Here is a 20,785-nt window from a genome sequence, read left to right as displayed (position 1 = left end):
TCATGCCTCCTCGGGGCTGTGCTGATCGAGGGGATAGAGCGCGGTGGGGAAGACCTCGAGCAGGAACTCCGGCCGCAGCAGGTCGGCGCACATCGCGCCGGTCGACGCCGGCCACGGCGCGCTCAGCAGCCGCTCGCGCACCTCGTGGACGACCCCGTAGTGAGGAAGCTCGCTCGCCACGCAGAACTCGATCGTGCTGAGGAGGTGCTCCGGCCCGAGCCCGGCGTAGGTCAGCAGGTGGAGGATGGCCTCGTACGTCACCTCTGCCTGTGCTCTGAGGTCGCCGGGGTGGAGCGCCTCCTGGGTCTCCATGTCGAGCGCGGCGAACCCCGACATGAACAACGTGCGCCCCGCCTTCACGCCGGGCGCGTAGGTCAGCGTGTCGTAGCGCGACCAGCCGGGGTTGACCAGCTCGAGCGGGTGCCGGGAGGCGGTCACGTCGATCGCGACGAGCTGCTCCGGGTGGTGGAGGCGGCTCATCAGGATGCCGCCGGCACCGGGGTAGACGCCAGCGCCGCCGAGCAGCTCCTTACGGACCCGATGGGTCTTGCGGTAGACCTCGCGCGTGCCGGGCGTCGAGTAGTCGAACGTCGTCACGGCAGCGTCGATCGACATCCCCGCCTTCCGCAGCAGCGCGTCGGCCTGCTCCAGGCAGTAGCGGTACTGACCGACGAAGTCTCCCGGCGCGACGATCTCGCCGCTCGCGTCGATCGGCACCATCGTCGGCAGGTGGACGGTGCCGTCGTGCCCCTCGACCACCGGGGAGGCGGTCCACTCGCCCGCACGTCGTGCCTCGCTCGCCAGCAGCATCGTGCCGCCGCCCGCCGACGCCTTCAGCTCGACCTCGAGGAGGGCGGCAGACCGTACGAGGCGCTCGACGACGACCGTCGTCACCGCCGGCTCGTGGTCGCCGAAGACCTCGCGGCGCACCGCCAGTGCCTCGTCGTACGAGGCGAGCCCGGCGATCGTGACGTTCTCGGTGACGTGGGTGACGTCGGTCAGCGACAGGCCAGCACCCTCGACGATCGTGAGGACCTTGCGGTACGCCGTACGCGCCTGCTCGGCCATCGAGCCGGACACCGTCATCTTGCCGACCGCCTCGTCCAGCGCGGCGGCGGTGTGTCCGGACGTCCACACGTGTCCCGACTCGGTCAGGCCGAGGCAGAAGGTGAAGCCGTCGTACGGGAACCAGGTGAACGCGGCCGGTGCGATCGCGGTCGTGGTCATGCGTGTGCCTCCGAGGGGATCAGGTCGGTCGACGCCGCACGAGCGGCGAGGGTGAGCAAGGCGTCCAGGTCCGGCGCCGACGCGAGCGACTCGACGGCGTCGGCGAGCGGGGCGGCGAGCGGGCCGACGTTGCCGGCCAACTTGGCCAGCAGGGCATCCTTCGACAGCGGGGAGGACCCGCCGCCGGGGCTGCGGTCGACGTGCCCGCGGAGCCGGGTGCCGTCGCGCAGGACGAGCTCGACGTCGCCTGCTGCGTCGGCGGCCGCGCCCTGCGGGCCGGTGAGCACGTCCCAGGAGACTGCAGCGGCGAGCTCAGTCACGTCCGGGCGCGCGAGGGCGCGCTCGTCGTACGTGTCGGTGCCGACCCGTCCGTCGAGGACCATCGCCGCGACGCTCCAGGGCAGCGAGAACTTCGCGGCGTACGGGCTGACCGGCCGCGACAGGTCCCGATCGGTCGCACACACCACCGACGCGGAGTCGGGGTGGACCTGCGCATGGACGCCGACGACGTCGGACGGGTCGGCACCGGAGCGCGCGAGGGCGTCCTGAGCGGCAGCCATCGTCGCGTGAGCGAGCTGGCACGTCGGCCACGGCTTGATCCCGATGGCCTCCGTCTCCCAGACCTTGCCGAGCCCGGTGAGGATCGCGGCGGGGTCGACCGGTCCGGTGGCCAGTGCGTCGTACACACCGTGCGGTCCGTCGAACACGGTGACCGGACCGGTCGCGCCCGCGGCGGCGAGCCGCGCGGCGAGGATCCCCGCGTGCGAGGCGAAACCGGGGTGGAGCTGCTTGGTGCTGGCACCGGTGCCGAGGAAGGCGAGCAGCCCGCCGGCCTGGCTCCCGGCGATGCCGAGTGCGTGCGCCGTCGTCGCTGCGTCGAGTCCCATCAGCCGCGACGCGACCGCGGCCGACGAGAACACGCCGGCCACCATCGTCGCGTGGAGGCCCCCGCGGTGGAACGCGTGCGGGGCCGCGGCAGCCACCCGGCACGCCACCTCGTACCCGACCACCGCGGCGGTGAGGACCTCACGGCCGTTCGCCCGCGTCTGCTCGCCGACCGCGAACGCCGCCGGCAGCACCACGGCGGTCGCGTGCACCAGACCGCCGGCATGCGTGTCGTCGAAGTCGAGGGCGTGCACGAGCGTGCCGGTGGCCAGCGCGGCCGCGGCGGCACCGACCCGAGTATCGGTGCCGACGATCGTGGACTCGGCAGGACCGCCGAGGCCTGTCGCGACGGCGACGGCGGGCGCGGCGGCGTGGAGACGCGCTGCGGCGACTGCGGTGCCGATGCCGTCGAGCAGATGACGACGCGCGGCGTCGTCGACCGGCACGGGGACCAGGAGGTCACCGGTCGCCCACGCGGCGAGCTCGGACGCGATCATCGGGTCACTCCTCCGTCGGCTCCGCCGGGGCGCCGAACGCGCCGGCCGCACGCAGCTTCGCGACCTCCGCGTCGTCGTACCCGATGATGTCGCGGACCACGTGGTCGAAGTCCTCGTTGCGGCGCGGTGCGCGGCGGTACGTCGGGGTCTCGGCACCCACTCGTACGGGCGACGCCACCTGGCGGACCGTCCCGTAACGGGGGTGCTCGGTCTCGACGACGAGGTTGCGGGCGAGCGTGTGCTCCTCGCGCAGGGCCTGCGGCACGTCGTTGATCGGTCCGCAGGGGATCGACGCGGGGTAGAGCACGGACAGCCAGTCGTCGACCGTGCGCTGGAGGAAGATCTCCTCGAGCTGCGCGAGGAGGTCCGCGCTGCCCTGCTGGCGCCCCGAGAAGGTGGCGTACGGGGACTCCTGCTCGGCCCACTCCGGGTGGCCGACCACGACCGCGAGCCGTGCCCAGAACTTCTCCTTGGCGCAGCCGACCACGAGCCAGCCGTCGGAGGCCTCGAACGCCTGGAACGGCACCAGCGAGGGGTGCGCGGAATGACGCGTGCGCTCGGGGGTGAACCCGGCGTTGAGGTGCCAGGTCGCGGGGTAGGTCAGCATCGAGAGCGCGGTGTCGTACAGGCTGACGTCGCAGTCCATGCCGATCCCGTCGCGGCGGGCGGCGTGCAGCCCTGCGAGCAGCGAGATCGCGGCGACGTACCCACCGGAGAAGTCCACCAGGGAGAGCCCGGACTTGGTGGGAGGGCCGTCGGGCTCGCCGGTCAGGTCCATCCACCCGGCGAGTCCCTGCAGGATGTAGTCGTAGCCGGGCTCCTTCTGGCGTGGACCCGTCATGCCGAACCCGGTGAGCGAGCAGCACACGATCGCCGGGTTGAGGTGCTTGAGGTCGTCGTAGGTGATGCCGATCTTCTTCGGCACGTCGCCGCGCAGGTTCGAGTAGACGACGTCCGAGCGGGTCACCAGGTCCTCGAAGACCGCCCGACCCTCGGGAGAGGTGAGGTCGAGCGACAGGCTCCGCTTGTTGCGGTTGAAGGTCTCGAAGAAGAGCGAGTCCTCGTCCTCGGAGTACGGCGGCACGTAGCGGCCGACGTCGCCGCCGACCCGCGGGTCCTCGATCTTGATGACCTCGGCTCCGAGGTCCGCGAGGTGGACGCTGCCGAACGGGCCGGCGCCGTACTGCTCGACGGCGATGATGCGGACGTCCTCGAGCGGCTTCATGCGGTGCCTCCGGTGAGCTCGGCGATGAGCGTGATGATCTCGTCCTGGGCGGCACGGGTCTCGACCGCCGAGATGCCGTGGGTGGGCGGGCTGAGCTTGACGGCGTCGGCGAGCCCCTCGTACGCCGCGAGCTGCGTGGCGACGCGGGCGCGGTCACCGTTGAGGGTGAGCGCGTCGACCATCTCCGCGTCGACCGACCCGGCGAGGTAGTCGGCGCCACGTCCCTCGCGGAACGCGTCGATCACCCGCTGCTGCTGGTCCGCCAGCCCGTGGAAGGCGAAGAACTCGGCGTACGTCCGCACGCTGGCGTAGAAGCCGACGGTGCCTGCCACACGTCGCGTCGCGGTCGACGCGTCGTCCGCGACCGAGCAGCACGCCGACACGACGACCTCCACGTCGTCACGACGGCGACCCGCGGCCTCGATGCCAGCCTGCAGCTCGGGCAGGATCTGCTTCTCCAGATAGGTGGGCGAGCAGAGCTCGTGGCTGATCCAGCCGTCACCGATCCGCCCTGCCAGACGGGTCATCGCCGGTCCCATCGCGGCGACGTAGACGGGGATGTCGCGGCGCGGGGGAGCGTACGGCCGCTCGTACCCGCGGATGCGCATCGGCTCGAACTCGCCCTCGACCTCGATCGTCTCGCCGGTCGTGGACCTCTCCCAGAAGAGCCGCACGTTGCGCACGGTCTCGCGGAAATGACCCACCGGCTTGCCCCAGCGGGCGTTGTGCCAGTCCTCGTTGAGTCGCTGGACGCCAGTGCCGAGGCCGAGCACGAAGCGTCCGTCCGACATCTCGTCGAGGTCGAGCGCCTCGAGCGCGGTGACCATCGGGCTCCGCGTGAACGCGAGCGCGATGGCGGTGCCGACCTGCGCGGTCGACGTCGCGCCGATCAGCGCGGCCGCGCTCACCGTGGCGCTGCGGTGCAGCTCGGGAACCCACAGCACCTCGGCGCCGGCGGCCTCCGCACGGCGTGCGGCGTCGGCGAGCTCCGCGAGCGTCTCGCCCCACGGCGCGTACGTGATGCGCACCGCCGTCACGCGCCTTCAGCGGTCAGCGGGCGCTTGCCGGTCGGGAACGTCCCCTCGACCTGCTCGGCGCCCCGACGGTAGACGTAGAACGTCCGCTTGAACGAGCAGACCTCGTCGCCGTCCTGGTTGAGGGTCCGGGTGCGGACGGTGACGATGCCGGCGTGCGGGCGGCTGCCCGACTCCCGCTTCTCCAGCACCAGCGACTCGCTGAACAGCGTGTCGCCCGCGAACACCGGGTGCGTCATGCGGATCTCGTCCCAGCCCAGGTTCGCGAACGCGTTCTGGGTGATGTCGGTGACGCTCTGGCCCACCGCGATCGCCACCGTCAGGGTCGAGACGACCAGCGGCTTCTCGAACTCCGACTTCTTGGCGTACTCGGTGTTGAAGTGCATCTGGTTGGTGTTCATCGTCAGCAACGAGAACCACGTGTTGTCGGACTCGGAGACCGTGCGCCCGAGCGGGTGCTGGTAGACGTCGCCGATCTCGAAGTCCTCGAAGAACCGGCCGGTCCACCCGAGCTTCTGGGTCATCTCTCTCCTTCTCAGGCTGTGTGGATTCAGAACGCTGTAGAGCCGGGCTTGATCACGCCGAGGACGGCGGCAAGCAGGACGAAGCCCCAGATCGCGAAGACGTACGGCTCGCAACCGCGCAGCGAGGTGCGCAGGTCACGCTCGACCTCCGGGGTCGAGCCGGTCGCCATCAACCGGCCGAACGCGGGCCCGAACGACCGCAGCTTCCAGCGGATGAGGACTCCGGAGAGGATGCAGAGGGCGTACGCCGCGAGCTTCGCGCCGAGCCACTTCGGGTTGGTGTCGACCCCGAACGGCTCGGCGACGACCATCGTGTAGGCGCCGATCGCCAGCAGGCTCGCTCCGAGCCCGTAGCGGACGACCAGGTCGAGCCGGGCGATGGTGTGGCCGAACCGTGTCGCCGTGCCGTGGAAGTAGTCGTACACCGCGATCGCGAGCCAGATCAGCGACGCCACCCAGACGAGCGCGAGCAGCGCCCCGTTGACGAAGAACTGGTCTCCGAGCGGGCCCCACGCCATCAGCGTGATCCCGCTCGGCAGGAACAGGACGAGGCAGATGCGGGGTGCCAGATCGACGCCGTGCATGATCTTCAGCGCCGTCGCCCGGGTCTGCGGCGCCAGGTCGTCGCGCAGGATGAAGCGGCTGGAGTAGAAGACGCCGAGGTCGCCGCCGAGCCAGTACGCGAACAGGAGGATGTGCAGCAGGATCGCGACGCTGTAGCCGTTGAAGCCGTGGACCGCCTCGACGGCAGCGAGGGTCTCGCTCACATCCCGTCCCCGTCCCAGCGGCCGCGGGAGCGGCTGCGGACCGGCATCGACGACAGGATCGGCGCGGGGACCGGGTCGCCCGCCTTCCACGCGCGGCCGGCACCCCAGTTGTGGGCCTGCTCGTCCGTACGCTCGTCGGCGTGCTCGGTCGCCTTGCCGGTCCAACCCCAGTCGGGGTTGATGACCTCGCGCTCGTGCTCGTGGCTGTGGTCGCCGTGGTCGTGGTCGTGGTCGCCGTGGTCGTGGTCGTGGTCGTGGTCGTGGTCGTGATCGTGGCTGTGACCGTGGTCGTCGCCGCCGTGCCCGCCCTGGAGGTTGTAGGCGTCCAGGGCCTTCGCGATCGCGATGGCACCGCGATCGGTGGTGCCCTGGTGCGAGATGGGCGTGTTGTCCTGGCCCTGGTCGATCTGGAACTGCCAGGAAGCGGTGAGCTGGCGCATGTCCTCGTCGGTGCGCCACGGCTGTGCCATGTCGTACGTGGAGTGTGCCCAGCGCACCGGCGGGTGAGGCTCCTCCTGCACTCCCTCGGGCCCGTAGTTCACGCCGTCGCCGCCCCAGCGGACCCACTCGTTCTGGGTGTACCAGTTGGCGAGCTCGCCGTCCGAGCGCAGCAGCCAGGTGGCGCCGCCCTCCATCGTCGTGAAGTGGCCGTGCTTCACGCGCGCGGGGCGGAAGAAGTAGGTGCCGAGGTCCAGGGTGCCGAAGTTGTACTCCATGTGGCCCTGAGTGGTGTAGGCCTCCTCGTAGCAGGGGTGGTGGGCGAGGCGGTGGTCGGCCCAGCCCTCCTGCGCGTGCACGAGTCGCGTGTAGAAGCCGGTCTCCGGGTCGACGTGGAGGTACTTGATGAAGAGGCCCGGCATCGGGCCGGGGTTGGGGACGGAGTCCCACTTCATCGCCTCGGAGTCGATCACGATGACGTCTTCACGGGCGTCGGTCCACCGCTGCGCGGGGTCGAGCGAGTCGACCGGGTCGAAGCCGGCGCCGCCGTACTCGCGGTAGTGGAGGATCTGGGTGCCCTCGGCGATCCGGAGGTAGTCGTTCGGGACGCCCTTCGGGGCGTAGACGTACCCGCCCTTGCCGATCTTGCGGCCGCCGTAGTCGATCTCGCCCTCGAGCACGTAGTACTCGGTGTTGGCGTGGTGGATGCCCGGGCCGCGTCCCCAGTCGGTGTGGAAGTCGACGCGCAGCGACGAGGAACCGTCCTCCTCGTCCACCGACAGCCGCCGCTCGCTCGCGCGGCCCTCGCCACCGGGCAGCTCGGCGCCGTGCCAGACGTAGTCGTCTTCCTGGATGAGCTCGACGTGGGGTCGCACTGTTCCTCCTCGATGGATATCGGATATGAAAATATACGATATCTGCATTTCTCGGATGACGATAGGGGATCCGGCAAGCCGGCTTCGGCAGTGATCGGCGCGCCGCCGCGGGTCGTGCCACCCTCTCGGGAGGGAGGTGCGTGGCATGAGCCGACTGACACTGCCGCCGCTGGTGGTGGTCATGGGGATCTCGGGCGTCGGGAAGTCCGAGATCGGGCACGAGCTCGCCGACCGGTACGACATCCCGTACGAGGACGGCGACGCGTTCCACTCCGAGGCCAACATTGCCAAGATGTCCGCCGGGACCCCGTTGACCGACGACGACCGCTGGCCCTGGCTGGAGTCCATCGGTGCGTGGCTCCACGCGCACGACGAGTCCGGGGGAGTGGTGAGCTGCTCGGCGCTGCGCCGGGTCTACCGCGACGTCCTCGTCTCCGCGGCCCCGCGCACGACGTTCCTCCACCTCGCAGGGGACCACGACCTCATCCGCCAGCGGATGGAGCACCGCGACCACTTCATGCCTGTCTCGCTCCTGCAGTCGCAGGAGGAGACGCTCGAGCAGCTCGAGCCGGACGAGAACGGTGAGCTCCTCGACATCACGCCCACCCCGGCCGAGATCGTCGACGAGTTCCTCGCGCGCACGGAGGTCGTGGACGAGCAGGAAGGACCCCGATGACCGACCCGAGCGGACTCTTCGGACTCCTCGGCACGCAGGACGCGATCACCCCGGCTGCCGGGACCGCCCAGCTGATCACCGCCGCCCTCGTCGGCATCGCGTTGATCGTCGTGCTCATCGTCTGGCTGAAGGTCCACCCGTTCCTCGCGCTCACCCTCGGCTCGCTCGCGGTCGGCGTGGTCGCGACGATGCCGATGAAGGACACCCTCGAGAGCTTCACCGCCGGTGTCGGCACCACCGTGGCCGGTGTCGGCGTCCTCATCGCCCTCGGTGCGATGTTCGGCAAGCTGCTCGCGGACTCCGGTGGTGCGGACCAGATCGTCGACACGATCGTCGGGAAGTCCAGCACCCGGATGCTTCCCTGGGCGATGGCGGCGATCGGCGCGATCATCGGCCTGCCGATGTTCTTCGAGATCGGCCTCGTGCTCCTGATGCCCGTGATCTACCTGGTCGCCAAGCGCAGCGGACTGTCCCTGATCGCGGTCGGGCTCCCGACGCTCGCCGGACTGTCGGCGATGCACGGCTTCGTCCCGCCCCACCCGGGCCCGCTGGCGGCGATCGACGTCCTGAGCGCCGACGTCGGCATCACGCTGGGTCTCGGCATCATCGTCGCGATCCCGACGATCGTGGTCGCCGGCCCGCTCTTCACGAGGTTCGCCTCGAAGTGGGTCGACGTCCACGCCGACGCCGCCCAGTTCGAGACCTCACGTGACACCGAGGGACGTCGGCCGTCCTTCGGCATCACGCTCGCGACGGTGCTGCTGCCGGTCGTGCTCATGATGGCGAAGGCCGTCGCCGACCTGGTCCTCGACGAGGACGGCCTGTCGTACGCGTTCATGGACTTCGTCGGCGAGCCCCTCGTCGCCCTGCTCCTCGCGGTCATCGTCGCGATGTTCACCCTCGGAGTCGGGTCGGGCATGGGACGCGACGAGCTGAGCGCGAGCATCGGCGCGTCGCTCCCGCCGATCGCCGGCATCGTCCTGATCGTCGGCGCGGGCGGCGGTTTCAAGCAGGTGCTGATCGACACCGGCATCGGCGAGGTGATCGCCGACTTCGTCACCGACTCGGGCGTCTCGGTCGTCCTCGTCGCCTGGCTCGTCGCCGTGCTGATCCGCCTCGCGACCGGCTCGGCGACCGTCGCGACGATCACCGCGGCCGGCATCATGGTGCCGCTCACCGAGGGGATGGCCCAGGGAGAGATCTCGCTGCTCGTCCTCGCGATCGGCGCGGGCTCGGTGTTCTTCTCCCACGTCAACGACGCCGGGTTCTGGCTGATCAAGGAGTACTTCGGCATGTCGGTCGGCCAGACCATCAAGTCCTGGTCGCTGATGGAGACGGTGCTGTCGGTCTCGGGCCTCGTGTTCGTGCTGCTCATGCACCTCGTGATCTGACTGCCGGCGTTCGCCCTCGGCGTACGGGTCCGAAATGAGTGTCATGGGCAACCACCCCGCAGGTAACGTCGTCCCGTGCTCTGGACCCTCGCGCGGACCTACCTGCGCCCCTACCGAGGTGCGATCGCGGTCGTCATCGTCTTCCAGCTGATCTCCACGCTGGCCACCCTCTACCTTCCCGGCCTGAACGCCGACATCATCGACGAAGGCATCGTCAACGGGGATACCGACTACATCCTCCGCATCGGCGGCGTCATGCTGCTCGTGACCTGCCTGCAGGCTGTGTGCTCGATCATCGCCGTCTACTACGGAGCCCGTACGTCGATGGCGTTCGGGCGCGACCTGCGCGCCGCGGTCTTCGCCAAGGTGGAGACCTTCGCCGCAGCAGAGGTCACGCGGTTCGGCCCGCCGACGCTCATCACCCGCAGCACCAACGACGTCCAGCAGATCCAGCTGATCGCGTTCATGGTCTTCGTGATCCTGGTCGCCGCGCCGATCATGTGCGTCGGCGGCATCGTGATGGCCCTGCGGCAGGACGTGGGGCTGTCCTGGCTGATCGCCGTCGTGATCCCGCTGCTGGCGGTCTCGGTGGGCTTCATCATCTCCCGCATGCGGCCGTACTTCCGCCAGATGCAGGACAAGATCGACGCCATCAACCGCATCCTGCGTGAGCAGATCATGGGCATCCAGGTCATCCGCGCGTTCGTCAAGGGCGGCTTCGAGCGCGACCGCTTCGAGGTCGCCAACCACGAGTACCGCGACGTCGCGATCAAGGCGGGCCAGTGGATGGCCCTCATGTTCCCGACCGTCATGCTCGTCATGAACGCCTCCAGCGTCGCCGTGCTCTGGTTCGGCGGGCACCGGGTCGGCGACGGCACGCTCGAGGTGGGCACCCTCACGGCGTACCTGACCTACCTGGTCCAGATCCTCATGTCGGTGATGATGGCGACCTTCATGTTCGTGATGCTGCCGCGTGCGGAGGTGTCGGCGGAGCGCATCCAGGAGGTCCTCGAGGTCGAGCCGAGCGTGCTGACCGCACCCGATGCCGACGCCGGCGCGGTGCGGGAGGGGCGCGTCGACCTCGTCGGTGTGTCGTTCAGCTATCCCGACGCCGAGGAGCCGGTCCTCTGCGACGTCGACCTGATCGCGAGACCGGGGGAGACCACGGCGATCATCGGTTCGACCGGCAGCGGCAAGTCGACCCTTCTCAACCTCATTCCGCGGCTCTTCGACGCCACTGCCGGACAGGTCCTCATCGACGGCGTCGACGTCCGGGACCGAGCTCTTCCGCAGGTCTGGGCCGCGATGGGGCTGGTGCCGCAGAAGGCGTTCCTGTTCTCCGGCACGGTCGCGTCGAACCTGCGGATGGGTGATCCGGACGCCACCGACGAGCAGCTGTGGGACGCGCTCGAGATCGCGCAGGCGCGCGACTTCGTCGAGGCGATGACCGAGGGCCTCGACGCGCCGATCGCCCAGGGTGGCACGAACGTCTCCGGCGGGCAGCGGCAGCGCCTCGCCATCGCGCGGGCGATCGTGAACCGACCGCTCGTCTACCTCTTCGACGACTCGTTCTCGGCGCTCGACTTCGCCACCGACGTGGCGTTGCGACGTGCGCTCCGTCCGGTCACCGCCGATGCCGCCGTGATCGTGGTCGCGCAGCGCGTCAGCACGATCCGCGACGCCGACCGCATCGTGGTCCTCGACGAGGGCCGCGTCGTCGGGACGGGCACGCACTCCGAATTGATGGACACGTGCGGGACGTACCGCGAGATCGTACTGTCTCAGCTGACCGAGCAGGAGGCGGCATGAGCGGCCGTGGCCCCGGCCCGATGATGGGCATGGCGGCGCCTCAGCGGGCGAAGTCGTTCAAGGCGTCCGTACGCCGTCTGGTCGGCACGCTCGTGCGTGACCGGACGAGCACGGCGGCGATCCTGGTGCTCGCCGTCATCGGCGTCGCCCTCAGCGTCATCGGTCCGCGGATCCTCGGTCACGCGACGGACATCGTCTTCGAGGGCTACATCGCGAGCCAGCTGCCGCCTGGGGAGTCCAAGGCGGAGGCAGTGGCCGGCCTGCGCGCCCAGGGCGACGACCGTGTCGCCGACATGGTCGCCGCGATGGACCTGCAACCGGGGCAGGGCATCGACTACGGCGCGCTCGGATGGGTGCTCATCGGAGTCCTCGCGCTGTACGTCCTCTCGTCGCTGTTCATGTGGCTGCAGGGCATCCTGACGACTCGTCTGGTCCAGCGGACGGTCGCGGACCTGCGCAGCGAGGTCGAGGACAAGATCGGGCGTCTCCCGCTGGCGTACTTCGACTCGCGCTCGCGTGGCGAGATCCTGTCGCGGGTCACGAACGACCTCGACAACATCGCGCAGTCGCTGCAGCAGACGATCAGCCAGCTGCTGGTGTCGCTGCTCACCGTGATCGGCGTCCTGGTGATGATGGTGACGATCTCGCCGCTGCTGACACTCGTCGCGCTGATCACGATCCCCATCGCCGTGCTCATCACGAGCGCGGTGGCCAAGCGCTCCCAGCCGCAGTTCGTCGCGCAGTGGGCGGCGACCGGCCAGCTCAACGGCCACATCGAGGAGAACTTCACCGCGCACGAGGTCGTCAAGGTCTTCGGCCGCCAGGAGAAGGCACGCGCCGACTTCGACGCCGCCAACACGAAGGTCTACGACGCAGGGTTCCGCGCGCAGTTCGTCTCCGGCATCATCCAGCCCGTGATGATGTTCGTCTCGAACGTCAACTACGTCGCTGTGGCGGTCATCGGCGCTGTCCGCGTCGGTTCCGGTGCGATCTCGGTGGGCGACGTGCAGGCCTTCATCCAGTACTCCCGTCAGTTCACCCAGCCGCTGACGCAGGTGGCGTCGATGATCAACCTGCTGCAGTCCGGCGTGGCCTCGGCAGAGCGGGTCTTCGAGCTGCTCGACGAGGCCGAGGAGGTGCCGGACCCGCCGGACGCGCTCGCTCCCACCCTCGTGCGCGGACGCGTCGCGTTCGAGGACGTGTCGTTCTCGTACGACCCCGACAAGCCGCTGATCGAGCACCTCGACCTCGTCGCGGAGCCGGGGCAGACGGTGGCGATCGTCGGCCCGACCGGCGCGGGCAAGACGACGCTCACGAACCTGGCGCTGCGCTTCTACGACGTCGACGACGGCCGGATCACGCTCGACGGCGTCGACGTACGAGCCATGGACCGCGACGTGCTGCGCGACAACTTCGGCGTCGTGCTGCAGGACGCGTGGGTCTTCCACGGCACGATCCGCGACAACATCGCCTACGGGGCGGACGGAGCGTCCGAGGAGGAGATCGTCGCGGCGGCGCAGGCGGCGTACGTCGACCACTTCGTCCGCACGCTCCCCGACGGCTACGACACCGTGATCGACGACGACGGCGGCAACCTGAGCGCCGGGCAGCGGCAGCTGCTCACCATTGCACGCGCGTTCCTGGCGGATCCGTCGATCCTGGTGCTCGACGAGGCGACGAGCTCGGTGGACACGCGCACCGAGGCCCTCGTCCAGCAAGCGATGGCGGAGCTGCGGTCGGGCCGTACGAGCTTCGTCATCGCGCACCGTCTGTCGACTATCCGCGACGCGAGCCGCATCGTGGTCATGGAGGACGGGCAGATCGTGGAGCAGGGCACGCACGACGCTCTGATCGCGGCCGGCGGGGCGTACGCGCGGCTCTACGAGGCGCAGTTCGCGGGCGCCGGGGTGTGAGCGGCGCCGGCGAGTCAGCCGGCGGAGGAGACGTCGGCGGGGACGTACGCCTCGTGGCCGTGGGCGACAAGCCTGGCGCGCAGCCGCTCGGCAGCCTCGTCGAGCGACTCGGGGGAGGGGTTCGGGTCGACCGCCGCGAAGCTGAAGTCGTCCAGACCCCAGACCGGCCACACGTGGACGTGCAGGTGCGGGATCTCGAAGCCGGCGACCATCGTGCCGACCCGCGGGCTGTCCCACTCCTCCTGCTGGGCTGCGCCGATCCGCTTGGCGACGCTGGTCAGCCGGCCGAGCAGGGCGTCGTCGGCGTCGATCCAGTGGTCGATCTCGGCACGGGGGACGACCAGCGTGTGCCCCGGACGGATCGGCCCGATGCTGATGAAGGCGACGACCTCCTCGTCGGCCCACACGAACCTGCCCGGGATCTCACCGGCGATGATCTGGGTGAAGAGCGTGCTCATACGAGCAGTCTGCCGTACGGAGTTGGAGGGCCGACCGGCGTTCTGGCACAATGGGATGTCGATTCCGTCTCGCGTCCGAACCCTCTCATTCGTTCGCGTCCGGATCCGCGATCAGGTGGCCCGTTCCCCACACGGTGCCCGCTGGATCACCACACCACGTTCATTGAGGAGACACCACACCCGTGGCCGTCAAGATTCGCCTGAAGCGGATGGGCAAGATCCGCACGCCGTTCTACCGAGTTGTCGTCGCCGACGCACGCACCAAGCGTGACGGTCGCGTGATCGAGGAGATCGGCACCTACAACCCCAAGACCGATCCGTCGATCATCAAGATCGACTCCGATCGCGCCCAGTACTGGCTCGGCGTCGGTGCCCAGCCGAGCGAGGCCGTCGCGGCGCTGCTCAAGCTGACCGGCGACTTCCAGGCCTCGAAGGGCGAGAAGGCCGAGTCGACCGTCAAGGTCGCCGAGCCGAAGCGCGACAAGGCCGAGCTCTTCAACGAGGCGCTCAAGGCCGTCCACAGCGCGCCGGCCACCGAGGCCGTCACCAAGAAGGCTCCCGCGAAGAAGGCCGCCAAGGCCGAGGAGCCGGCCGCCGACGAGTCGGCCGAGGCGCCTGCGTCCACGGAGGCCTGAGCACCATGATGGTCGCCGAAGTCATCGAACACCTGGTCGGCGGCATCGTCGACCACCCTGAGGACGTCGACGTCAACGCGAAGCAGCTGCGTCGAGGCCTCCTGTTCGAGGTCCGGGTCCACCCCGACGATCTCGGCAAGGTGATCGGGCGCCAGGGCCGTACGGCCTCGGCCATCCGCACCGTTGCCGGCGCGATCGCCGGCAAGGGCGGGGCCCGCATCGACTTCGTCGACGTCGACCGGCGTCGCTGAGCCGGTGGAGATCGTCGTCGGCCGAATCGGCCGGGCGCACGGCATCCGCGGCGAGGTCAGCATCGACCTGACGACCGACGAGCCCGAGAGGCGTTTCGCCCCGGGCTCGTCGGTCGTCGTTCGTCCGCGCTCCGGCGTCGACCGCAAGCTGGTGATCGGTTCCGTCCGCCCGCACCAGGGACGCCTCCTCGTGACGTTCCCGGCCGTGCCGGACCGCACCGCGGCCGAGGCTCTGCGCGGCTCCCAGATCGTCGTCGACGTCGACCCCGACGAGCGGCCGGACGATCCGGAGGAGTTCTACGACCACCAGCTCGAGGGGCTGAAGGTCGTGTCGGGCGGGGTCGACCGTGGGACCGTCCGTGCTGTGCTCCACCTTCCTGTCCAGGACGTCCTCGCCGTGGAGCGTCCGGACGGCACGGAGGTCCTGGTGCCGTTCGTCGCCGCGCTCGTCCTCGAGGTCGACCTCGACGAGGGCGTCGTGCACGTCGCCGAGGTCGCGGGCCTGCTCGATCCCGAGCAGGCCGAGAACGCCGGTCCGCAGTGATGCGGATCGACGTCGTCACGATCTTCCCCGACTACCTGGCGCCGCTCGCGCTGTCGCTGCCCGGCAAGGCGCAGCAGCGGGGCCTGCTCGACCTGCACGTGCACGACCTCCGCGACCACACGTACGACCGTCACCGCACCGTCGACGACACCCCGTACGGCGGGGGAGCCGGCATGGTCATGCGTCCCGAGCCCTGGGGCGAGGCCCTCGACGGGCTCCTGGCCGCCGGCGCCTCGGGCGACGCACCCGCCGACACGCCGCGGCTGCTGGTGCCGACGCCGTCGGGTCGTCCGTTCGCCCAGGCCGACGCCCAGCGTCTCGCCCGCGAGCCGTGGCTCGCCTTCGCCTGCGGGCGCTACGAAGGCATCGACCAGCGCGTCGTCGACTGGGCGTCCGAGCGGATGCCGGTCGAAGAGGTGTCGCTCGGCGACTTCGTCCTCAACGGGGGAGAGGTCGCTGCCCTCGCCGTGATCGAGGCCGTCATCCGGCTGCTGCCGGGCTTCATGGGCAACCCGGAGTCCCTCGCCGAGGAGTCGCACGGGTCCGACGGGCTCCTCGAGTACCCCGTCTACACCAAGCCCGCCCTCTGGCGCGACCACGAGGTCCCGCCGATCCTGCTGTCGGGCGACCACGGCCGCATCGCCGCGTGGCGCCGCGAGCAGGCGCTCGAGCGTACGGCGCAGCGTCGGCCCGACCTGCTCGCGGCCGACGACGACTGAACGCCCGCCGCAGCGACGCAGCTGTCAGGTCAGGACGTCGGCGAATCCGTTGCCTTCCGAACGACCGCCCGCCAGTGGCGGCCGGGCACCAGCCACCGCGTCGGCCCCCGGGGCGTCCACGATGAGGCCGCGACGGTAGGCGAGCTGGAGCGCCGCGACACGGTCGCTCACCCCGAGCTTGCGATAGACGTTCTCGAGGTGCTTGTGCACGGTGCGCGCCGAGATGCCGAGGCTGCGACCGATCGACTCGGCCGTACGACTCTCGGCCAGCATCGTGATGATCGTGTGCTCGCGGGGGGTCAGGCTCACGCCCGCGGACGTGGCCGCGGCCACCGTCTCCGGCTCCGCGAGGCGCAGCAGCAGGTGCCGGTCGAGACCGCGGATGAGCGGCAGGAGCGCGCTCGCGCGCAGACGCGCCCACCGGGGGAACGGATCGTCGCGCACGAGGACGTACGCCACGAGACCTGTCTGCGGGTCGTTGCGCAGCGGGAGGACGAGCTGGTGGAGCCCGACGCCGACCGAGTGCAGCAGGCCGAGCAGGGGAGCGGGGAGCGAGCGCGTGGTCTCGCCCGGCTGGACCAGGACCTCCGGATCCATCGAGCCGGTCGCCCGGTAGTGCTGGACGAGCGGGTGAGTCCTCGCGATCGTCCGCTGTCCGTAGGGCCAGCGCTCGGTGTCGAAGGCGATGTCGCGCGGGAACGTCTGCAGGGCGATGTCGTCGGTGGACGCCGCGATCACCACCCGTGCGCCGCCGGTGGCGCCGAAGTCGCAGAGGAGCTGATCGGTGAGACACCTGCGCGCCTCGGTGACGTCGTCGAGCGCGAGGAGGTCGGCAGCGACCTCGATCCACCGCGCGGAGTCCGTCATCGGTTCCCGTCCTGTCGGATGTCTTGACGGGAGCGTACCGAACAGCGGGTCGCAGCAGCGTCTTTCCCGGATCCGCAGGGTCCGGCGGGTCGCCGAGCGGCGTGAGACATCTCGGGTGCACGTGTCACGGCCAGGCGCCATGCGTACGTACGACTGCGTATTCTTCGGTGCGGTGCTGCCGATCTAGCCTCAGGTGTGGGTCCAGCACCGTGCCCCCGGCGTCTGCGGGGGTGAAGTCGTGGGGGCGGTGCTGGACCCGCTCCGGCCGATTAACGGCCGTCAGGCCTGGTATGGCAGACTGGGACGTCGGTGCTGGACTCTGCTGCCACAGGGGCCTCGAGTCGTCTGATACGTCGTCGCGACGTGTTGCAGCACCGCTCCAAGCATTCACCCCGCGCTGTTTCGTGGGTGACCTGTGGCACCGACGAGGAAGAGATGAGATGACCAACGTAGTCGACGCCGTCGCGAGCCAGTCGCTCCGTGACGACGTTCCCGAGTTCCGCGCCGGTGACACCCTCAAGGTTCACGTCAAGGTGATCGAGGGCAACCGCTCCCGCGTCCAGGTCTTCCAGGGCGTCGCGATCCGCATCCAGGGGTCGGGCATCGGCCGCACCTTCACTGTCCGCAAGGTCAGCTTCGGTGTCGGTGTCGAGCGCACCTTCCCGCTGCACACGCCGATCATCGAGAAGATCGAGGTCGTGACCCGCGGCGACGTCCGTCGCGCGAAGCTCTACTACCTCCGCAACCTGCGCGGCAAGGCAGCCAAGATCAAGGAGAAGCGCGAGATCTGAGCAGTCTCGGGGGGAGACTGTGACGATGCGTGACGGCCGGCCGGACGACGGCCGCGCCGACGATGCTCCAGGGACGCACCGGGCACCCCGTACGACGGGGGGCCCGGTGCGTCCTCGTCTGCCTGCGGCGGCGCGTACGACGAAGCGTGCGTTCCCGCTCTGGATGGAGGTGGGCGCCCTCCTGATGGTGGCGCTCGTGCTCTCGCTCGTGGTGAAGTCGCTCTTCCTCCAGACGTTCTACGTCCCGTCGGAGTCGATGGAGCCGACCCTCACCGGCCACGCCCAGGGCGCCAAGGACCGGATCGTCGTCCAGAAGGTGTCGTACTGGGGTCGCGACCCGCACCGCGGCGAGGTCGTCGTCTTCGAGGACCCGGGCGGCTGGCTCCGCGCGGGCGAGGTCCAGGACTCCACCAACGCCGCCCAGAAGCTGCTCTCCACCGCCGGCCTGTTCCCCTCGGGTGGACACCTCGTCAAGCGCGTCATCGGCGTCGGTGGTGACACCGTCAAGTGCTGCGACACGTTGGGGCGGATCGAGGTCAACGGCGTGGCGATCGAGGAGCCGTACGTCAAGGACGCGTCCGCGACGGCGCGGTCTCCCTTCTCGGTCGAGGTGCCCGAAGGCTACCTGTGGGTGATGGGCGACAACCGGGGCAACTCGGCCGACTCCCGAGCCCACATCGAAGGCGCCGGCGGCGGCTTCGTCCCCACCGGGAACGTCGTCGGCAAGGTCGCCTTCGTGGTGTGGCCGTGGAAGGACCGAGCCGTCCTGCACGACCCCCAGTCGTTCTCCACGCTCGACTGAATCCCGGCCGCTCTGCCGCGCGCAGAACCTGTGGGGCTCGGGGCTAGGCTGTCTGCGTGACGTCCCACGAGCCGGCCGCGAGCGCCGCAAGCCGCCCTTCGAGCAAGAAGCGCAAGGCGCTCCCGCTGTGGCAGGAGACGATCCTGCTGGTCGCGATCGCGCTCGTGCTCGCGCTGGTCGTCAAGACCTTCCTCGTGCAGGCGTTCTGGATCCCGTCGGGCTCGATGGAGGACACCCTTCAGATCGACGACCGCATCCTCGTCCAGAAGGTCTCCTACTGGACGGGCGAGCCTGAGCGCGGCGACGTGGTCGTCTTCGACGACCCGGGTGACTGGCTGGGTGCGGGCGGCGAGCAGGAGCTCGGACCGGTGCAGCAGGTGCTGTCGGTCTTCGGCCTGTATCCGGCGGGCGGTCACCTCGTGAAGCGCGTCATCGGCGTCGGAGGCGACCGCGTGGTGTGCTGCGACGCCCAGGGCCGGCTCGAGATCAACGGAACGTCGGTCGACGAGCCGTACCTCAAGGACAAGAACGCCGACGCGAGCAGCCAGCGCTTCGACGTCAAGGTTCCCGACGGACGTCTGTGGCTGATGGGCGACAACCGCGACAACTCGGCCGACTCGCGTGCGCACCTGGGCTCGCCGGGCGGCGGCTTCGTGAACGTCGACGCCGTGCTCGGCAAGTCCTGGGTCACCGTCTGGCCGTTCGACCGCATGGGTTCGGGCGGGTCGGACAACGCTCCGTTCGCCGCGGTGCCGGACTCCGACTGAGGCGGTCCCAGGTTGTCCACGAACCGGCCAGGTGCAAAGCGGGGAGCGAGCATGCTGACCCCTCCGACGTTGCGGATCGAGCGTCAGATGCTCCGAGGCGGCCTGGCGTCGCTCGCCTGCAGCGACGAGGTCGGCCGCGGCGCCCTGTGCGGGCCGGTCACCGTGGCGATGGTGCTGATCACCGAGGCGACCAGGACGGCCCCGCAGGGCGTACGCGACAGCAAGCTGCTGACGGCGGACGCCAGGCGCCGGCTGGTCCCGAAGATCCAACGGTGGGCGCCGTCGTACGGGGTGGGGCACGCCAGTCCCGGTGAGATCGACGACTTCGGCATCATCGCCGCGCTGCGCCTCGCCGGTCACCGAGCCCTGGCTCAGCTGTCGGTCGTGCCCGACTCCGTGCTGCTCGACGGCAACCACGACTACCTCACCACCCCTGAGCAGCCCGCCATGTTCGGGCCGCCCGTGGTGGTCGACCGGGTGCCGCCGGTCGTCACGATGATCAAGGCCGACATGCGTTGCGCCGCCGTCGCCGCGGCCAGCATCCTCGCCAAGACCGCCCGGGACGAGATCATGGTCGGGCTCGCCGCAGACCATCCCGAGTACGGCTGGGCCGACAACAAGGGCTACGCCGCGCCGGAGCACGTCGCGGCGCTGGTGACCCACGGACCCACGCCTCACCATCGGGTGTCCTGGCGGCTGCCGGGCCTGAACGGGGTCGTCGCAGACGACCCGGAGCTGGACGGTCTTCTCGACGATGCCGAGATGTGGCCGGAGCCGCCGCCGGAGGCGCGCCTTCCCGGCGAACCGTCCGGGCTGCTCGACAGCTGAGTCGGCGCCGCGCGCCAGACGCGGTAGTTTCGCAGTGCGGGAGCAACCGAGGGAGAGCGATGAGCGCAGAGGATCTCGAACGGTACGAGGCGGAGATGGAGCTCGCGCTGTACCGCGAGTACCGCGACGTCGTCGGCATCTTCACCTACGTCGTCGAGACCGACAGGCGCTTCTACCTGTGCAACGCCGTCGACGTGAAGGTGCGCTCGGAGACCGGTGACGCGTATTTCGAGGTGACCATGACCGACGCCTGGGTGTGGGACATCTACCGGCCGGCTCGGTTCGCGAAGAACGTCAAGGTCCTCACGTTCAAGGACGTCAACGTCGAGGAGCTCGCCACCAGCGACTTCGAGCCTCCCAAGGTGTGACACCGGACTTCTCCACAGCCCCGTCGGACGCTCGACCGTCCCCAGCCCGCCGCTGTCGACGGATCTGACGCGTCGTGACGCGCCACCGTGGGTGCGGAGGTGGTTGCGATGGGATCGACGTACGACCAGCGCCAGGCAGTCGGCGCGCACGGCGAGAACGTGGCTGCGGACTATCTGCGCTCCAGGGGCATGCAGGTGCTCGCGCGCAACTGGCGGTGCCGGTGGGGTGAGATCGACATCGTCGCGCAGGACGGCGAGACGCTGGTGTTCTGCGAGGTCAAGACGCGGCGGACGACCACGCACGGCACGCCGCTCGAGGCGATCACGGCCCAGAAGGCCGCGCGGCTGCGGAGGCTCGCCGGTGCCTACCTCGCCCAGCAGGACCGCCGCGCCGCCGGCGTGCGCATCGACGTCGTCGCCGTCCTGCTCCCTCGGCGAGGTGCTGCGAGCGTGACTCACGTCCCGGGGGTGTCGTGATGGGGTTGGGACGCACC

General features: G+C 69.9%; 23 protein-coding genes. 14 read left to right on the top strand and 9 right to left on the bottom strand.

Annotated features, from left to right (window positions below):
* Genes AB3M34_RS14120 through AB3M34_RS14090 form a run of 7 tightly spaced genes read right to left on the bottom strand, consistent with a single transcriptional unit; the run spans position 1 to position 7,472 of the window.
* Positions 1–1,227: a Rid family hydrolase gene (locus tag AB3M34_RS14120; protein WP_370614785.1), complete on the bottom strand. Its 1,227-nt coding sequence runs from the start codon at positions 1,225–1,227 to the stop codon at positions 1–3.
* Positions 1,224–2,609 (bottom strand): MmgE/PrpD family protein, encoded by a 1,386-nt coding sequence (locus AB3M34_RS14115; RefSeq protein WP_370614784.1) that lies wholly within the window; start codon positions 2,607–2,609, stop codon positions 1,224–1,226. The genes AB3M34_RS14120 and AB3M34_RS14115 overlap by 4 nt, the downstream gene beginning before the upstream one ends.
* A gap of 4 nt (positions 2,610–2,613) precedes the next feature.
* Complete coding sequence (locus tag AB3M34_RS14110) at positions 2,614–3,834, bottom strand: CaiB/BaiF CoA transferase family protein (RefSeq protein WP_370614782.1); 1,221 nt, start codon at positions 3,832–3,834, stop codon at positions 2,614–2,616.
* Entirely contained in the window at positions 3,831–4,862 is a 1,032-nt protein-coding gene (locus AB3M34_RS14105; RefSeq protein ID WP_370614780.1) for an LLM class flavin-dependent oxidoreductase, read from the bottom strand. Before AB3M34_RS14105 ends, AB3M34_RS14110 begins: the two co-directional genes overlap by 4 nt.
* Positions 4,863–4,867: 5 nt before the next feature.
* On the bottom strand, positions 4,868–5,392 hold the full coding sequence (locus tag AB3M34_RS14100; protein WP_370614779.1) for a MaoC family dehydratase: 525 nt from the start codon (positions 5,390–5,392) through the stop codon (positions 4,868–4,870).
* A gap of 26 nt (positions 5,393–5,418) precedes the next feature.
* Positions 5,419–6,159, bottom strand: coding sequence for a hypothetical protein (locus AB3M34_RS14095; RefSeq protein ID WP_370614778.1), 741 nt, complete (start codon positions 6,157–6,159; stop codon positions 5,419–5,421).
* Positions 6,156–7,472, bottom strand: coding sequence for a DUF4437 domain-containing protein (locus AB3M34_RS14090; RefSeq protein WP_370614777.1), 1,317 nt, complete (start codon positions 7,470–7,472; stop codon positions 6,156–6,158). Before AB3M34_RS14090 ends, AB3M34_RS14095 begins: the two co-directional genes overlap by 4 nt.
* A 145-nt stretch (positions 7,473–7,617) precedes the next feature.
* Between AB3M34_RS14090 and AB3M34_RS14085 the strand changes: the two genes are divergently transcribed.
* The 4 genes from AB3M34_RS14085 to AB3M34_RS14070 all read left to right on the top strand — a co-directional run bounded on the left by AB3M34_RS14085 (position 7,618) and on the right by AB3M34_RS14070 (position 13,261).
* The gene (locus AB3M34_RS14085) at positions 7,618–8,148 is read left to right on the top strand and encodes a gluconokinase (protein ID WP_370614775.1); all 531 of its coding nucleotides are present in this window, start codon (positions 7,618–7,620) and stop codon (positions 8,146–8,148) included.
* Positions 8,145–9,539 (top strand): gluconate:H+ symporter, encoded by a 1,395-nt coding sequence (locus AB3M34_RS14080; protein ID WP_370614774.1) that lies wholly within the window; start codon positions 8,145–8,147, stop codon positions 9,537–9,539. The genes AB3M34_RS14085 and AB3M34_RS14080 overlap by 4 nt, the downstream gene beginning before the upstream one ends.
* A gap of 75 nt (positions 9,540–9,614) precedes the next feature.
* Positions 9,615–11,348, top strand: a complete 1,734-nt coding sequence (locus tag AB3M34_RS14075; RefSeq protein ID WP_370614773.1) for an ABC transporter ATP-binding protein — start codon at positions 9,615–9,617, stop codon at positions 11,346–11,348.
* Positions 11,345–13,261, top strand: coding sequence for an ABC transporter ATP-binding protein (locus AB3M34_RS14070; RefSeq protein ID WP_370614771.1), 1,917 nt, complete (start codon positions 11,345–11,347; stop codon positions 13,259–13,261). The genes AB3M34_RS14075 and AB3M34_RS14070 overlap by 4 nt, the downstream gene beginning before the upstream one ends.
* Positions 13,262–13,275: 14 nt before the next feature.
* On the opposite strand, the gene AB3M34_RS14065 is transcribed toward AB3M34_RS14070, so the two are convergent.
* Positions 13,276–13,719, bottom strand: a complete 444-nt coding sequence (locus AB3M34_RS14065; protein WP_370614769.1) for an HIT family protein — start codon at positions 13,717–13,719, stop codon at positions 13,276–13,278.
* Between the two features lie 182 nt (positions 13,720–13,901).
* Here AB3M34_RS14065 and rpsP point away from each other — a divergent pair, with 182 nt between their 5' ends.
* Genes rpsP through trmD form a run of 4 tightly spaced genes read left to right on the top strand, consistent with a single transcriptional unit; the run spans position 13,902 to position 15,868 of the window.
* Positions 13,902–14,354: a 30S ribosomal protein S16 gene (gene rpsP, locus AB3M34_RS14060; protein WP_370614768.1), complete on the top strand. Its 453-nt coding sequence runs from the start codon at positions 13,902–13,904 to the stop codon at positions 14,352–14,354.
* A gap of 8 nt (positions 14,355–14,362) precedes the next feature.
* Positions 14,363–14,605 carry an RNA-binding protein gene (locus tag AB3M34_RS14055; RefSeq protein WP_370620023.1) on the top strand — a complete coding sequence of 81 codons (243 nt, stop codon included), beginning with the start codon at positions 14,363–14,365 and terminating at the stop codon, positions 14,603–14,605.
* A gap of 4 nt (positions 14,606–14,609) precedes the next feature.
* Positions 14,610–15,149, top strand: coding sequence for a ribosome maturation factor RimM (gene rimM, locus AB3M34_RS14050; protein ID WP_370614767.1), 540 nt, complete (start codon positions 14,610–14,612; stop codon positions 15,147–15,149).
* Entirely contained in the window at positions 15,149–15,868 is a 720-nt protein-coding gene (gene trmD / locus AB3M34_RS14045) for a tRNA (guanosine(37)-N1)-methyltransferase TrmD (RefSeq protein ID WP_370614766.1), read from the top strand. Before rimM ends, trmD begins: the two co-directional genes overlap by 1 nt.
* Positions 15,869–15,892: 24 nt before the next feature.
* Here trmD and AB3M34_RS14040 read toward each other — a convergent pair whose 3' ends face one another.
* Entirely contained in the window at positions 15,893–16,735 is an 843-nt protein-coding gene (locus AB3M34_RS14040; protein WP_370614764.1) for a LuxR C-terminal-related transcriptional regulator, read from the bottom strand.
* Positions 16,736–17,175: 440 nt separating this feature from the next.
* Between AB3M34_RS14040 and rplS the strand changes: the two genes are divergently transcribed.
* The 6 genes from rplS (at position 17,176) to AB3M34_RS14010 (ending at position 20,768) form a co-directional block, all read left to right on the top strand.
* Positions 17,176–17,526: a 50S ribosomal protein L19 gene (gene rplS, locus AB3M34_RS14035; protein WP_370614763.1), complete on the top strand. Its 351-nt coding sequence runs from the start codon at positions 17,176–17,178 to the stop codon at positions 17,524–17,526.
* 25 nt (positions 17,527–17,551) lie between these two features.
* Complete coding sequence (gene lepB / locus AB3M34_RS14030) at positions 17,552–18,328, top strand: signal peptidase I (RefSeq protein ID WP_370614761.1); 777 nt, start codon at positions 17,552–17,554, stop codon at positions 18,326–18,328.
* A gap of 56 nt (positions 18,329–18,384) precedes the next feature.
* Positions 18,385–19,095 carry a signal peptidase I gene (gene lepB / locus AB3M34_RS14025; RefSeq protein WP_370614759.1) on the top strand — a complete coding sequence of 237 codons (711 nt, stop codon included), beginning with the start codon at positions 18,385–18,387 and terminating at the stop codon, positions 19,093–19,095.
* A gap of 51 nt (positions 19,096–19,146) precedes the next feature.
* Positions 19,147–19,923 (top strand): ribonuclease HII, encoded by a 777-nt coding sequence (locus AB3M34_RS14020; protein ID WP_370614757.1) that lies wholly within the window; start codon positions 19,147–19,149, stop codon positions 19,921–19,923.
* A gap of 59 nt (positions 19,924–19,982) precedes the next feature.
* Positions 19,983–20,291, top strand: coding sequence for a DUF2469 domain-containing protein (locus tag AB3M34_RS14015; RefSeq protein ID WP_370614756.1), 309 nt, complete (start codon positions 19,983–19,985; stop codon positions 20,289–20,291).
* Positions 20,292–20,399: 108 nt separating this feature from the next.
* Positions 20,400–20,768 carry a YraN family protein gene (locus tag AB3M34_RS14010; protein WP_370614754.1) on the top strand — a complete coding sequence of 123 codons (369 nt, stop codon included), beginning with the start codon at positions 20,400–20,402 and terminating at the stop codon, positions 20,766–20,768.
* Positions 20,769–20,785: the final 17 nt, after the last annotated feature.

Origin of the sequence: Mumia sp. Pv4-285 (assembly GCF_041320275.1) — a bacterium.
Taxonomy (GTDB): Bacteria; Actinomycetota; Actinomycetes; order Propionibacteriales; family Nocardioidaceae; genus Mumia; species Mumia qirimensis.
This window is presented reverse-complemented; position numbering and strand designations above follow the sequence as displayed.

Bases quoted from the DNA above. Each gene is read 5' to 3' on its own strand.
- AB3M34_RS14110 (WP_370614782.1), bottom strand. From the start codon at position 3,834: ATGAAGCCGCTCGAGGACGTCCGCATCATCGCCGTCGAGCAGTACGGC.
- AB3M34_RS14065 (WP_370614769.1), bottom strand. From the start codon at position 13,719: ATGAGCACGCTCTTCACCCAGATCATCGCCGGTGAGATCCCGGGCAGG.
- AB3M34_RS14015 (WP_370614756.1), top strand. From the start codon at position 19,983: ATGAGCGCAGAGGATCTCGAACGGTACGAGGCGGAGATGGAGCTCGCG.
- AB3M34_RS14115 (WP_370614784.1), bottom strand. From the start codon at position 2,609: ATGATCGCGTCCGAGCTCGCCGCGTGGGCGACCGGTGACCTCCTGGTC.
- AB3M34_RS14100 (WP_370614779.1), bottom strand. From the start codon at position 5,392: ATGACCCAGAAGCTCGGGTGGACCGGCCGGTTCTTCGAGGACTTCGAG.
- AB3M34_RS14055 (WP_370620023.1), top strand. From the start codon at position 14,363: ATGGTCGCCGAAGTCATCGAACACCTGGTCGGCGGCATCGTCGACCAC.
- AB3M34_RS14085 (WP_370614775.1), top strand. From the start codon at position 7,618: ATGAGCCGACTGACACTGCCGCCGCTGGTGGTGGTCATGGGGATCTCG.
- AB3M34_RS14120 (WP_370614785.1), bottom strand. From the start codon at position 1,227: ATGACCACGACCGCGATCGCACCGGCCGCGTTCACCTGGTTCCCGTAC.
- AB3M34_RS14040 (WP_370614764.1), bottom strand. From the start codon at position 16,735: ATGACGGACTCCGCGCGGTGGATCGAGGTCGCTGCCGACCTCCTCGCG.
- AB3M34_RS14080 (WP_370614774.1), top strand. From the start codon at position 8,145: ATGACCGACCCGAGCGGACTCTTCGGACTCCTCGGCACGCAGGACGCG.
- lepB (WP_370614761.1), top strand. From the start codon at position 17,552: ATGCGTGACGGCCGGCCGGACGACGGCCGCGCCGACGATGCTCCAGGG.
- rplS (WP_370614763.1), top strand. From the start codon at position 17,176: ATGACCAACGTAGTCGACGCCGTCGCGAGCCAGTCGCTCCGTGACGAC.
- trmD (WP_370614766.1), top strand. From the start codon at position 15,149: ATGCGGATCGACGTCGTCACGATCTTCCCCGACTACCTGGCGCCGCTC.
- AB3M34_RS14070 (WP_370614771.1), top strand. From the start codon at position 11,345: ATGAGCGGCCGTGGCCCCGGCCCGATGATGGGCATGGCGGCGCCTCAG.
- AB3M34_RS14010 (WP_370614754.1), top strand. From the start codon at position 20,400: ATGGGATCGACGTACGACCAGCGCCAGGCAGTCGGCGCGCACGGCGAG.
- AB3M34_RS14020 (WP_370614757.1), top strand. From the start codon at position 19,147: ATGCTGACCCCTCCGACGTTGCGGATCGAGCGTCAGATGCTCCGAGGC.